Source organism: Thalassotalea algicola (assembly GCF_012932965.1).
In the GTDB taxonomy this organism is placed as follows: domain Bacteria; phylum Pseudomonadota; class Gammaproteobacteria; order Enterobacterales; family Alteromonadaceae; genus Thalassotalea_F; species Thalassotalea_F algicola.
Genome location: NZ_JABBXH010000009.1, coordinates 29,589 through 43,239 on the forward strand (window position 1 = coordinate 29,589; position 13,651 = coordinate 43,239).

16 protein-coding genes are annotated in these 13,651 nt (G+C 39.5%); 11 read left to right on the forward strand and 5 right to left on the reverse strand.

Annotated elements, in window-relative coordinates:
- The first annotated feature begins 263 nt into the window (after positions 1 to 263).
- The 10 genes from HII17_RS18085 to bla all read left to right on the forward strand — a co-directional run bounded on the left by HII17_RS18085 (position 264) and on the right by bla (position 5,733).
- Positions 264 to 1,031, forward strand: coding sequence for a hypothetical protein (locus tag HII17_RS18085; RefSeq protein ID WP_169076778.1), 768 nt, complete (start codon positions 264 to 266; stop codon positions 1,029 to 1,031).
- 103 nt (positions 1,032 to 1,134) lie between these two features.
- Positions 1,135 to 1,500, forward strand: coding sequence for a hypothetical protein (locus tag HII17_RS18090; protein WP_169076779.1), 366 nt, complete (start codon positions 1,135 to 1,137; stop codon positions 1,498 to 1,500).
- A gap of 57 nt (positions 1,501 to 1,557) precedes the next feature.
- Entirely contained in the window at positions 1,558 to 2,412 is an 855-nt protein-coding gene (locus HII17_RS18095; RefSeq protein WP_169076780.1) for a DUF3626 domain-containing protein, read from the forward strand.
- 93 nt (positions 2,413 to 2,505) lie between these two features.
- Entirely contained in the window at positions 2,506 to 2,910 is a 405-nt protein-coding gene (locus tag HII17_RS18100) for a hypothetical protein (protein WP_328824573.1), read from the forward strand.
- A gap of 43 nt (positions 2,911 to 2,953) precedes the next feature.
- Positions 2,954 to 3,121, forward strand: coding sequence for a hypothetical protein (locus HII17_RS18105; RefSeq protein ID WP_169076781.1), 168 nt, complete (start codon positions 2,954 to 2,956; stop codon positions 3,119 to 3,121).
- Positions 3,122 to 3,261: 140 nt separating this feature from the next.
- A complete protein-coding gene (locus HII17_RS18110) occupies positions 3,262 to 3,564 on the forward strand; it encodes a hypothetical protein (RefSeq protein WP_169076782.1) in 303 nt (100 codons plus the stop codon).
- Between the two features lie 117 nt (positions 3,565 to 3,681).
- Positions 3,682 to 4,005, forward strand: coding sequence for a hypothetical protein (locus HII17_RS18115; protein WP_169076783.1), 324 nt, complete (start codon positions 3,682 to 3,684; stop codon positions 4,003 to 4,005).
- Positions 4,006 to 4,101: 96 nt separating this feature from the next.
- Positions 4,102 to 4,371 (forward strand): hypothetical protein, encoded by a 270-nt coding sequence (locus HII17_RS18120; RefSeq protein WP_169076784.1) that lies wholly within the window; start codon positions 4,102 to 4,104, stop codon positions 4,369 to 4,371.
- A 23-nt stretch (positions 4,372 to 4,394) separates the two neighbouring features.
- The gene (locus HII17_RS18125) at positions 4,395 to 4,997 is read left to right on the forward strand and encodes an HAD-IB family phosphatase (protein WP_169076785.1); all 603 of its coding nucleotides are present in this window, start codon (positions 4,395 to 4,397) and stop codon (positions 4,995 to 4,997) included.
- Complete coding sequence (gene bla / locus HII17_RS18130) at positions 4,987 to 5,733, forward strand: subclass B1 metallo-beta-lactamase (RefSeq protein ID WP_169076786.1); 747 nt, start codon at positions 4,987 to 4,989, stop codon at positions 5,731 to 5,733. The genes HII17_RS18125 and bla overlap by 11 nt, the downstream gene beginning before the upstream one ends.
- A gap of 101 nt (positions 5,734 to 5,834) precedes the next feature.
- On the opposite strand, the gene HII17_RS18135 is transcribed toward bla, so the two are convergent.
- The 5 genes from HII17_RS18135 to HII17_RS18155 all read right to left on the reverse strand — a co-directional run bounded on the left by HII17_RS18135 (position 5,835) and on the right by HII17_RS18155 (position 12,954).
- Positions 5,835 to 7,139, reverse strand: a complete 1,305-nt coding sequence (locus tag HII17_RS18135) for an aminopeptidase P N-terminal domain-containing protein (RefSeq protein WP_169076787.1) — start codon at positions 7,137 to 7,139, stop codon at positions 5,835 to 5,837.
- Positions 7,136 to 8,089, reverse strand: coding sequence for a bifunctional Delta(1)-pyrroline-2-carboxylate/Delta(1)-piperideine-2-carboxylate reductase (lhpI, locus tag HII17_RS18140; RefSeq protein ID WP_169076788.1), 954 nt, complete (start codon positions 8,087 to 8,089; stop codon positions 7,136 to 7,138). Before lhpI ends, HII17_RS18135 begins: the two co-directional genes overlap by 4 nt.
- A 13-nt stretch (positions 8,090 to 8,102) precedes the next feature.
- Entirely contained in the window at positions 8,103 to 9,860 is a 1,758-nt protein-coding gene (locus HII17_RS18145; protein ID WP_169076789.1) for an MFS transporter, read from the reverse strand.
- Positions 9,861 to 9,990: 130 nt separating this feature from the next.
- Entirely contained in the window at positions 9,991 to 11,397 is a 1,407-nt protein-coding gene (gene pntB, locus HII17_RS18150) for a Re/Si-specific NAD(P)(+) transhydrogenase subunit beta (RefSeq protein WP_169076790.1), read from the reverse strand.
- A 9-nt stretch (positions 11,398 to 11,406) separates the two neighbouring features.
- A complete protein-coding gene (locus HII17_RS18155) occupies positions 11,407 to 12,954 on the reverse strand; it encodes a Re/Si-specific NAD(P)(+) transhydrogenase subunit alpha (protein ID WP_169076791.1) in 1,548 nt (515 codons plus the stop codon).
- A gap of 156 nt (positions 12,955 to 13,110) precedes the next feature.
- On the opposite strand from HII17_RS18155, the gene HII17_RS18160 reads away from it, so the two are divergent.
- Complete coding sequence (locus HII17_RS18160) at positions 13,111 to 13,632, forward strand: gamma carbonic anhydrase family protein (protein ID WP_169076792.1); 522 nt, start codon at positions 13,111 to 13,113, stop codon at positions 13,630 to 13,632.
- Positions 13,633 to 13,651: the final 19 nt, after the last annotated feature.

A 13,651-nucleotide genomic window follows, 5' to 3' on the forward strand; every position in this document is an offset into this window, starting at 1 on the left:
GTAATTCCCTGCATTATGGCAAGGCCTCTATATAATGCGTTATGAATCGAGCTTTTTATCTGCGTTCTAGATTAGAAATTACAATCAATTCTTACTAACATCCTTGGAATCGATAAGCTTTGGCATTACATTAAACTTATCCAATTGAATGCTTTAATTTTTCTGGTAGATTAAAGATATGTAAGTAGACGAGTATGACTAAAAATTCTATATAATCAGCTATTAGCCTGCATATAGATTTAAACAAAAAACAAGGACGTGTAATGAAAAACCTGATCACACATATCATAATCGCAATAGTGTGCTTTACATCAGGATATGTCTTATATCCCTCGATTAATGATACTGAATTCAAAGCAATACTAACGAGCAATGCTAAAGACGAGAATAATCTTAAAGAAGATATACCTGCTGTAACAGCACCCAAGACATCCCTAACGTTAATTACTAATTCAGGTAATTCAAGTTCCTCTAGAATGTCGGCAATGATCAAAGAACAAAATTTAGAACTTGATAAGTCTAATGAAGAGAAACAAGCTGATATCGCAGTAAAAGACAGATTAACTGTTGAACCTATTACTGTTGTTCAAAAAGAATTAGAAGAATGGTCTATTTTACACAAAAATCTTATTAATGAATTGGTTACTACACATATGTCGAGTGAAAATGCAGAACATATGAAGTTACAGATTTCAAAAGGTAATGAGTTCTTAACTCAACCTCCAGTTAAGCAAGATCCTATTGAGGATGATAATTGGGCTTATAATATGGAGCAACAATTAAAGTTGCTGATTTCTCAACACGAGTTAAGCGATAAGTTTCAATTGTTGAATCTTTCTTGCAAACAGTTAATGTGCGATATATTTGGCGTAGAAAAAGAAGCGAGTTCTTGGTTCAAGTTATATATGAGCTTACTTCAAAATGCTCCAAAAGTTGAATTCCCTGATGGTAACAATGATCCTAAATCTGTTTTATATATGGAAAATGATGTGGCAGTTGTTTACTCACAGATCAGGTTCAAAAGCAGCTAACGAGGATTCAAGCGGGACTGCGAACAGTTTGCTCGGTTCCAATGCGCTGTACGTTTTAGCAAACTAAGAAAAAGTCCCTTAAATGGGCGTGCGAGTTAGTCATATGAATAAAGTTATTCCTCTGTTATTAGTGATGTGCCTATTGGGTTGTAGTAAGGCATTAGATCTACAATTAGAGCCTGAGGTAAAAGTGTTCTTTAGTGACGATGCTAAAAAGAACATACATCTTACTCAGCAAGACAAGGCATATATAGTTCTCAGCGAGTGGCTACATGAAAACAAAGCGAACTGGCTTGTTACTTCTGGTCGTTATCCTGGTGGGGTTTACATTAAGTCTGGCGAGTATGGCATTCAAGTTACGGAGTCTAAAGTTGTTATATACTCAACACTTGGTAAAAAGCCTAAAGCGATATATGTTCAAGAAATTAAAAACGGCGAGTTAAGTACCATATTAGAGCTTGCTAAATAAATTCATACAGGCAGATTAAGAGTTGGGCGTTATGCTTTTTCGAAAATAAGGGATTTCATGGGAAAAAACCTAGTAGAGCAAGCAATCGAAAATATCCGTTTGAAGTCTAAAGGAGCGGATGGCACCTTGAATTGTGCAGTTACAATTAACTTTCATCCAGATCGTTACACTTCGGATAATAGGCCCCTACTCCAAGCTATCGCAGACAATGGCTATTTGAAATCTCAATTTGAAACAGGCACGAGTAATGGTGGTTTGACTGCCTATTTCGGCGGTAAACGCTGGTCTTGGGAACAACGTGTCTTTGATGGTGCATATGAGAATGCACCAGATAACCTTAGACCCAAATATGGTGCTCTAAATTTCCGCAATTATGAAGCAGGCGCCTCACCTCGTTTTGGTTCGTCGTATTTTATACTGAAACGCCATACGCTTGAGCGAACAACCTTTTGTTATCCGGACAGCTTCTTTGAACCAGAAGATTTTGCTATTTCTAGCCGAGTAAAGCTGCTCATAGACAAAGCTTCTTCATCAAAGGCCGACTTACTTGATGACTATATCGAAGCTCATATACATGGTGTTATTCGCTTAAATGATGATGTTGAATGCCTTGTATTAGATCCAGTTTACCGTTCCACAATAGTGGAACAGGATGCTTTAAAACTCGGAATCCCAGTTAAATGGCACAGTGGTTATGAATTAACAATTGAGCACATGAATCGTCACCCTTATTATCGGGGTCAGCAGTTCATTGAGCTAGCTGAAGAATTGGCATTAAACGGCATCATCAATCCAAGAATTCTGGGCTCAGCTGTGACAGAACGAGGTTATGATGAACAAGATATAAAAAAGGTTTGGCATTACTTAGCTAGGTTTGGCTATCAATCAATACAAGCATGCCAAAGCATTTAAGAGTGATTCTGTTTACTTGCCGGCTTCGCCCAGCTTTAGTACGACGAGCATGCGTCACATCATATTGTGTCGTTAAATTTCAAGGAGGAACTAGTGTATAAGTTAATTGTCTCATTATTGTTAGTGCCAGTTTTTATGGCAAATGCAAACGATAAAGATACGCTAACAATCGATCGTTTCGTATCTAATAATCTTGAATTTTCATTCCCTAATGATAAAGGTTACAAACCAAAATCTAGCGATTTTGATTTAATAAACTATGTGGTAATGAGCAATGAATATGGAGAGCGATGGGCGGTACTCACCCTTACCAATTTGTCTAGTGGCAATAGAGTGCTTGAACGCGATCATATCATGGCTACTTTTGCCGATGGCGAGGTGAAAAGTCCACTAAATTTAAAACTAGACTTTGAAGGTAAAGAAACTCAATCTATAACCGTTTCGTTTGGTAAAAGTAAGTTTCCTATTCTTTCAATAAAAGCTGAAACAGAAAAGTAGCTAGCCAATTAATGATGGGCAATATAAATTGAGGAAAATATATATGAGTCGCTTTAAATACCAAATAGGAAAAGCAGAGAAACCTGTAGTTCTTGGCGCTGGTGTTGGCGTTGCTATCGGCGTTGCTTTAGGTGTCGCGCTTGGCAATATAGCGTTAGGGATAGGTGTTGGTATAGCAATTGGTGTTGGCATTGCGACAACGCAGAAATAAAACGTTGAAATGCTTAAACACAATGTAAAGAAAACCGTTAATTTCCCAAATAGTATTTAAATGCTTTATGAAAAATTATGTCAATCATGCTACTAATCCAACACGTGGAAAGTAAAACAAGCTATTAAGAAGGTTCGTATATGATTTTAAAAGTTAAGTTAATACTCGCAACAGTAATTTTGACATTATTGAGTAGCTGTAGCGCATACCAGCCTGAAGATTACGCAAAATCAGGCGTAAGTAATAAAAAATCTGCATGTGTAAATATGGAGCCTGCGCAAGAATTAAAATGTAAGGAAAGAGAGCAACAGTTACTGATCAGTTTTGGCGCTGACAAAAACTGTAATCACCCTTACGACTATGAAAAAAACAGATGTAAAAATGCACGCTCTAAGCAACAAAAAGCGCTTGATGAATCACTAGAAAAACATGCCGATAAGTAGTTTAAACGAATTTGCTGTATATGCATGATTATTTATCGATTACTGGGTTTTACCTTGCTTCACATTTTTGCAAGCGATTACTCCTCTCATAGAGAGGATTTTGTAACATGAGAGTTTATGAATACAAAAGATTATATTGAACGCTTCGATGAAATATCTCACTTAAGTAGAGCGCAACAATTCGACATACTCGAACAGGTGAAAGATGAAATTCAATCGAGTTCAGCATTACTCAGTTTTACTGCTATTACATTTATTGTACGAGTTAGCTGTATGTTGATACTGTTAGGCGCAAGCTATATATTTTGGGAGCCGTCTACTTGGACTCTTTTTCTTGCCGTGTTTTTGGGACTTATCGTTAGTAGAGTACTCGTTACCGAGATTAAGGACCATATAGTATTAAAAGGCCTCAAAAACATTCTAAATAAAAATGTAGTTTAACAAGTCGTAAAAAATATAGAGTAATCTATGCTGTTAAATACATTGTCACCAAGATTATCAAACCAAAATGAGCACCAGACGGAGCGTTAGGTAATTATGAAATATAGCAAGTCTGAGAATAAAATCATTCAGGATTCATACAAATATATCACTCACTGGAAGTGGCATAGATACGCATTAACGACGTTACTTTTCATCTTACTTGCATTGGGCATTTATCTAATATTCCATAATGATTATGGAATATTTGCTGGCTTTATCGGTGGTTCATTTGGCATTTTACTCAGTTATTTAATTCAAAATTGGTCAGTTCCTAAAAAAGAAGCGTTAATAGTAAAACTTGTAAAAAACCAGAAAAGCACCTAAAAAATACTACTGGAAGAATATCTATGAATTTAGCACTATTCGATTTCGATGGAACGATTACCACCGAAGATACTTACACTAAATTTATAATCACTTCGACGCCAAATGTCCGGTTGTTTCTTGGTTTTATACTGCTTTTTCCCGTGATTATTTTATATAAACTTAATCTATTACCGGCATCTAAAGTTCGCCCATTAGTGACTTGGTTTTCGTTTAAAAATAGAAAACAGCATGACATTTCAGATGTTACTAACGCGTTTGTAAACAATTACCTACCAAAAGTTATCAGAAATAACATGCTAGAGAAAATTCACTGGCACCAGAAAAATGGCGATGAGGTGTATGTTGTTTCAGCATCTTTATCTCCTTATCTTAACTTATGGTGTGCGCAGCATGGCGTAAACGTACTTTGCAGTAAACTCGAAATAATAAATGGCCAATATTCCGGTAAATATGTAAACGGAGACTGCAGCGGCTACGAAAAGTTATTGTCAATTCAAAATGCAATTACCTTAAGTTTATTCGATAAAGTATATGCTTACGGCGATACTAGAGAAGATCTCGCAATGTTAAGTATTGCAGATGTAAAATATTTTAAAGGCGAACAATTACCTAATGAATACTAATAAGTTACTCCAACGCACGCTAGCCTTCTCTTTGTTAGGGTTATTTTCAGCTATTACATTCGCCAAAAGCCCACAATTAACTATTAAAAAGCTCGCCGATAATGTCTATCAACATATTTCCTATGAGAACATCGAACCCTGGGGAATGGTTGCAGCATCAGGCTTAGTCGTAATTGACGGCTCTGAAGCCCACATAATCGATACCCCATGGTCATCAGATGACACAGAAAAACTAACCCAATGGGCGTATTCAAAAGGCTTGGTCGTTAAAAGTGCCGTTGCAACCCATTTTCATCGAGATGCCAGTGGTGGTATACCATTTCTTAATAAGTCCAATATAACAACCTATGCTACCTCACGCACTAATCACCTGTTGCACTCAGCACATAAAGAGAAAGCAAGTGATGAAATAACTCACCACACCTATGAATTAGTAAAAAATAAGATTGAAGTGTTTTACCCTGGCGCAGGTCATAGCCAAGACAATATTGTCATTTGGTTGCCACAATCAAAAATTTTGTTTGGCGGGTGTTTTGTTAAAAGCCTAAAAAGTAAGAATTTAGGTAACACCGAAGATGCATCAATAGCTGACTGGCCAAGTTCTATAAAGAATGTCATCAATCAATTCCCTGATATCGAAATTGTAGTACCAGGTCACGGCAAGATGGGTGATGCAAGTTTACTTAGCCATACAGCAAATCTTGCCATTAAATCCCTTAAAAGCGAAAACCGGTAATACCAACCTTTCTCACCATAAGTACTAGTAGCACTAAAACAAGGTGCAATAGCAATTGCTTCACCTTGCTCACTACTCTATTTATTCTTAAGTTAATTAAACTAACACCCCATAATAGATTCGATGTCTTTTATCGTGCGCGGCGCTTTTCTAGATAAGTTTTCACAACCTGTTGACGTAACTAATATATCATCTTCAATACGCACGCCCATTCCGCGCCATCGGGCATCTACCGCTTCGCAATGCCGCGGAAAATATAAGCCCGGCTCTATAGTAAATACCATGTTAGGTTCCAGTGTTAACCATTGACCATCATCTTGATGGTAAGCGCCAACGTCATGCACATCTAACCCCATCCAGTGCCCTGTTTTATGCAACGTAAATGGTTTATATAATTCTTGCTCCATCACCTGTTCTATGCTGCCCGTTATTATGCCGAGATCAAGCAGACCCTGCGCTAGCACCTCCATTGCTTTGGGGTACATGCTATTCCATGATGCACCGGGATTTACTGTAGTAATTGCAGCATCTAAAGCATTTAATACCAGTTGGTAAATATCTTTTTGTTCACTTGAGAATTTGCCATTTACCGGATATGTGCGCGTAATATCGGCAGTGTAATATTGATAATCACCACCCGCATCAACCAACAGCATTTGACCATCACGCAATATATCTTTATTTTCAGAGTAATGTAGGCAACAAGCATTGTTACCCGCCGCCATGATGGTTGGGTAACCCACATCTGTACAACCATGTTGCGATATTACATTATAAAATTCAGCGGTTAGCTGCTGCTCTGTACGGCCTGGCTGGCACATTTTCATTAAATGTTGATGTCCGGCTACTGATGCGTCGACTGCTTTACGGATTAATGAAACTTCATGTTCATCTTTGACTCTACGCATATTTTGCGTCAATGGTAATACGTTAATTAAATGACGAAACGCTTTAACCTCATCAAATTTTGCGGCTTTACGTTGGTTGGCCAACCAATCAAACACTCGGTGGTGATAACGGCCTAGTTCGTCTGAGTAATAAACATTGGCACGCTGCGCCATTAATTCAGGTAAACGAGCTTCAAGTTCAGCAATATCGTAAGCGTTATCAGCGCCGTATTGTTCAACCGCCCCTTGTTGCCCTGCCCTGCCAGCAAACCACACTTCTTGATATTCATCGTTGGGTTGATTAAATATAACAAAGCGTTGCTTACTATCGGGTCTTAATATTGCGACGGCATCAGGCTCGGCATAGCCAGTAAAATAGTAAAAATCATGATCTTGTCTAAACGGGAAAAGTATATTTTTATTGCGCACTTTTTCGGTATTACCCACTAGAATTACTACACTGTCTTGCGGCAGTTGGGCTAACAATTTTTCTCGTCTGCTAGCATATACATCAATCATTTACTTTCTCCCTGGCATTCATAAACGAGTTGCGCTGCCGCCAAGTCTTCTAACGCGTGGCCAACTGATTTAAAAAAGGTTATATCACCACTTCGACGCACAAATTCCTTCTGCTTTTTGCAGAGTTCAAATAAGTCGGCAACGATACCATCTTTAGTTAAGATGCCTTTATCGAGCGGAATTCTTATATCGCCAGTTTCTTTGCAAGCACCTTGATAGTTATCAACGACAATTCGGCTTCGGCGTATACATTCATCATCCGCCTCTCGCATATCAGGGCGATACGCGCCAACCATGTCTAAATGCTGACCTTGTTTAAGCCAGTGCCCCTTGATTAAAGGCGTTTGAGACATAGTCGCGCAAGAGATAATATCAGCTTCAGACACCGCAACTTCTAACGACTCTACGACATTTATTTTAAGCGCCAAATGAGTCAAAGCGTCTGCTAACGCTTGAGCTTTACTCAAGTTACGACCCCATATATTTACTGTTGTAATAGGCCTGGTTACGGCATGCGCCTTAATAAGTTCAGGTGCTAAAGTGCCAGTACCCACCATGGTTAATACTTTGCTATCGGCTCTGGACATGAATTGACTCGCCAATGCTGACGCAGCCGCCGTTCTTTTTGCGGTTAACGTAGGCGCATCAAGTATCGCCTTTACATTCCCTTTGACCGCATCAAGCAAGACATAAACCCCTTGAATAGAAGGTAAGTCATATTTGTAACTGTCCGGGACAACCGTCACTAACTTAATGCCAATGTCTTTTCCTTGTTGCCACGATGGCATAACCAATAAGGTTGTTTCTCGCTCAGAATATGGGTTATCAATATCAAAATGTTGTCGCATTGGCGTCGTTATATCGCTTGCAAATGCCTTAGCAAGTTTGTCTACCAATGCCCTTGGCGTAAGTCGCTGGTTAATTTGTTCAGCAGAGATAAAGTTGTTCACGATAAAATTTCCATTAAGATTCGTTTATAGCTGATGAAGTATTTGCTTGAAATTGATTCCGCTGCAAATAAGAACGGTTAAACCAAAAAAGTCCAGCTGATGTGAGCAGACCCAGCGTGGCAAATATCGCCCACATTAGCTCAGGGTTATTCATTTTCTTGGCAATCTCGCCATAGCCCCAACCTGAAAGCAAACCTGCAAATAAGAAACCCAATGCCATAGATACAAAATAGTAACCCATATAAAGTGCCGCTTGGTTTTTAGGAGCAATGGCAGCAACATATTCTTGAGATTTTGGCGAGGTGATCATTTCACCAAATGCCATCATTAATACAGCAATAACGGCCACAACTCCGCCAGCAAGTAAACTGTTTGCTAATGCTGCGATGAAACATCCAAAGGCGAAGACAATAACGCCAGCAACCAATACATTAATCGTTTTAAATCGAGCACAGATTAGGCTGACCGCAATTTGACAAACAACAATAGCGGTAAAGTCCAGATTAATAATATATTCGGGGTTTATTTGGCGGTATTGATTTGCCCAACTATTGGCCACTTCGCCCGCTTGAACCAAATTAATATCAAGACCAAACTGATTGATCGCTTGGTTAATATCTGTCAACGGAACTAGCACTTTCAGATGCACCAGCTCTTTAGCTATTATTGTGGCATCTTGCCCTTGAGACAGCATTGTATGAACTTTCTCTGCCAATAATTCAGTGTTGACCGATGCAAAGAATTTTACTGCTCCTTCACCAAAAATTGCGATGAATTCCACCAAATCTCGTGTATCAACAAAGTCGCGAATAAATAGCGGCATCGTATAAAAAAGCTGGTTATACACAGCCCAAAAACCAGTTAACAATAATAGATAGAGCGCAAACGGCTTATTACTTACAGTTGCTTTGGTTAAGTACCACTTGGCAGCATTTGGTTGAGAAAAATGTTGCCAAATCGCGTTAACAATTAACCAGCCTACAATTAACCCAAACGCCAAGGAATAACTTACCCACTGTGCACCTGCAACCATAAGTAGAAAAATGCAGGGAAATATAAATAATGCAAAGCGTCCGTTGCCTAGCACTTGTTGTGCCTGCGCTAACACTTGGGTAAAACGTGCAGAACTCCTTTTTATCTGCTCAGGCTCTCTGTAAAAAAACAACACTGGAATAAAGTTAATGACAATCCAAATCGCCGACATTAGGAATACAGCATCCCAACTAATGGCGCGTAAATAACCAGCGACTAACGGCCCCAAAAAACCACCTATATTAACCATGGTATAAAAAACACCAAAGCCTAGTCCTCGGTTTTTATCGTTAGTCGCATGACTAATTGTGCCTACCACCACTGGCTTAAAGCAGGCAGCCCCTAATGCAACCATCATAAAAGCGAGAAAAAAGCCACCGAAGCTTGTTGCTTGCCCCAATAAATAGTAACTGGGCGCCATAATGATAAAGGACACTAAGAACATTTTACGATACCCATACCTGTCAGCTAACGCACCAGTGAATACAGGCAATAAGTATAAAAAAAATGGAATGATGCCTTGTAGTGCACCGCGCTGGCCATCGGTAAAGCCAACTCCTCCCTGCTCAACTGGCGTTGTCATGTAGATAGAGGAAAGTGCAAAAAAGCCGTACCACGCTAATCGTTCAAATATCTCCATGGTGTTGGCGATATAGAAAGTTCGCGGAAAACCGCTACTCACCTCATTTTCGGTGAATGATATGGTATTTTCATTACTGCCATCGTTATTATTATTCATCGGCAACACTTATTAGCTTATCGTAATGCTAATTTTTGTATACAATATACCTATAAGTCAACCCTTTTATTAAAACAAAAAAAAGCCCTGTACCAAATTGGCCAGGGCTTCTTACATTTATTCGTTTTTCTTATAAAGCGTGTACTATTTTATCAACTGATGCTTTCGCATCACCAAAGAGCATTTGGCTATTGTCCTTAAAGAACAACGGATTTTGAACACCTGCATAACCCGTGTTCATTGAACGTTTAAAGACAATGACATTCTTAGCATTCCAAACCTCAAGTACTGGCATACCCGCAATAGGGCTTGTAGGGTCTTCGTTTGCTGCTGGGTTTACCGTATCGTTTGCTCCAATCACTAGCACTACATCGGTATCTGAAAAATCATCATTAATATCTTCCATACCTAGCACTATGTCATAGGAGACTTTAGCTTCAGCTAGCAATACGTTCATATGACCAGGTAAACGCCCTGCTACCGGGTGTATACCGAAACGAACTTCTATACCTTTGGCTTTAAGCTTTTGCGTAAGTTCATATACTGGATATTGTGCTTGAGCAACTGCCATACCGTAGCCAGGTGTAATAATTACAGACTTTGCATTACTTAGCATTTCTGCTACTTGCTCAGCTTGAACTTCTTTATGCTCACCATAATCTTTATCGTTATCTACAGTAACCTCTGTACCAAAACCACCCGCGATAACACTGATAAATGAACGGTTCATCGCTTTACACATAATGTAAGAAAGAATTGCACCCGATGAACCTACTAAGGCACCCGTGACAATTAATAGATCATTACTTAACATAAAGCCTGCTGCTGCTGCTGCCCAACCCGAATAACTGTTAAGCATAGAGACAACTACTGGCATATCTGCTCCGCCAATTGACGCGACAAGATGCCAGCCAAATACGAGTGCAATAGCTGTCATCGCGTATAATGCTGCGTTACTGCCTCCATCTGAAACAAACATTATCATTAGCAGAAAGCTAATAACGCCAGCCGCTAAATTCATTTTATGACGATGAGGTAACATTAAAGCAGCAGAATTAATGATGCCTCTAAGTTTACCAAAGGCGACTACTGATCCTGTAAAGGTCACAGCACCAATAAATACGCCTAAAAACACTTCAACTAAGTGAATGTTTTGCTCGATCTGAGCTTGATCTGTAAGGGTAAACGAAGACATCACACTATGTGCTTCAAAATAACTGTTATAACCAACAAATACTGCCGCTAAACCTACAAAGCTATGCAGGATAGCAACAAGCTCTGGCATTTCGGTCATTTCAACTTTTTTAGCTAATCTAAAACCAATAGCTGCACCAATTGCCATAGCGACTAATATGACAGTGACATTGCTTACTCTCGGATCGAGAATCGTGGCATATAACGCTATAGCCATACCAGCAATACCAAAGTTATTACCTTCTTGTGCGGTTTCTTGTTTACTTAAACCTGCTAGGCTAAAGATAAATAGTAACGCAGCAATGATATAGGCAGCAGTGATTAAACCTTGAGATAATTCCATGTTGCTCCCCTACTTCCTAAACATTTTTAACATGCGCTTGGTAACAAAGAAGCCACCAACGATATTAATGGTCGCAATTAAAATTGCGATACCGGCTAATACTTGCACAATAGGAATGTCACTACCTACTTGCAGCAACGCACCGACAATAATAATGCCTGAAATTGCGTTAGTAACACTCATCAGTGGCGTATGCAAAGAATGACTAACATTCCACACCACGTGATAACCAACCACACAAGACAAAATAAATACCGTAAAGTGAGAAAGGAAGTCTGATGGCGCTACACTCGCTAACCAAGCAAATAACATCCCCCCAATTGCCATTGATACGTACTTGGTACGTGTTTTTTCTGGCTTGGCGACTTTAGATTCGTCAACTTCCAGTTTGCTCGCTAACGTTTGTTTAGGCTGAGTTGGCGCCGCACTCACCTGAATTGGCGGTGGCGGGAAAGTTATTTCGCCTTGATGAACCACGGTCATATTGCGAATAACTTGATCATCAAAATCAATCGTGATTTCACCATCTTTTGCTGGGCAAATAAGCTTAGTTAAATTCACTAAATTATTGGCGTACAATTGAGACGACTGATTCGGCAAACGAGAGACTAAATCAGTGTAACCAATAATTTTTACGCCTTTAATTGTTGACAGCTTTTCCGGTTTGGTCAGTTCACAGTTACCACCGCCAGCGGCGGCTAAGTCCACGATGACACTGCCCGGCTTCATTGATTCAACCATCTCAGCAGTAATGAGTTTCGGTGCTGGCTTACCCGGTATCATCGCAGTAGTAATAATGATGTCGACATCTTTTGCTTGCTCAGCAAACAACGCCATTTCCGCGTCAATAAACGCTTTACTCATTTCTTTAGCATAACCGTCACCAGAGCCTGCTTGTTCATCTTCTTCATAATCAAGCTCTAGAAATTCCGCACCCATACTTTCAATTTGTTCTTTAACCTCAGGACGCGTATCAAACGCTCTAACTACCGCACCTAAGCTTCCTGCTGCACCTATTGCCGCAAGGCCTGCGACACCTGCACCAATAACCAACACCTTCGCTGGTGGTAAGTTGCCTGCAGCCGTAATTTGGCCTGTAAAAAAGCGACCAAAATGATGAGACGCTTCAACAACAGCGCGATAACCAGCGATATTCGCCATAGAACTTAGTGCATCAAGCGACTGAGAACGGGTTAACCTTGGCACCATATCCATGGCGAGCGTGGTAATGTTTCTTTTATGTAGTAGTGCAACCAATTCGGCATTTTGTGCGGGCTGAATGAAACTCACCAGCGTTGCACCATCCTTCATTAGTTCAACTTCTTCTTCGGTCGGAGGATTAACTTTGAAAATTATATCGCTCTGCCAGACTTGTTCTTTTTTGTCTGTTACAGCACCATTATCCAAGTAATCACTATCATTAAAGCTCGCTTTTTTACCAGCTAACTTTTCAAGTTTAACTTCAAAGCCACGTGCTACAAGCGCTTTAACAGAGCTTGGAGTGGCTGCCACTCGATTTTCACCTTTCAGTGATTCTTTGGGTATCCCTATTTGCATAATTCACCCTTGTTATTTTTATTCAACAGGTGATTAATGTTTTACCACTTCTGGTTTGTTTTTTATACGACTAATTAATAATATCTTTGCACAAATTACGATGATAAAGTGCTTGATGTTGATGTAAGTCAAGTTATTAAAGGATATGAGAAAACAATGCGTTACCAATTAAATAAACTTATTCCCGATATTCACCCTAGTTGTTTTATTGCTCCTAACAGTGCTGTTATTGGTAATGTAGTGTTAGCCGAAAATGTCAGCATTTGGTTTAACGTTGTCATGCGTGGCGACATGGACGAAATAAAAATAGCTAAAGATACGAACATTCAAGACGGTAGCGTGTTGCATGTCGACAAAGGAATTCCTATCGATATTGGTGAAGGTGTAACTATTGGTCATAAAGTTATGCTTCATGGGTGCAGCATAGGTGATAACACCTTAATTGGCATGAATGCTGTAGTGCTTAATGGTGCAAAAATTGGTAAGAATTGTATTATTGGTGCCAACAGCCTAGTTACTGAAAATATGGAAGTGCCTGATGGCCATTTAGCGCTAGGCTCACCAGCAAAAGTGGTTAAGCCGCTAGATGAAAAAACACATGATTTACTGAGAAAGTCAGCCGACCATTATGTCCATAACGGCCAGCACTACGTTAAGCACTTAACTGCGCTTGATTAACCCGGTATTTAAATCAATT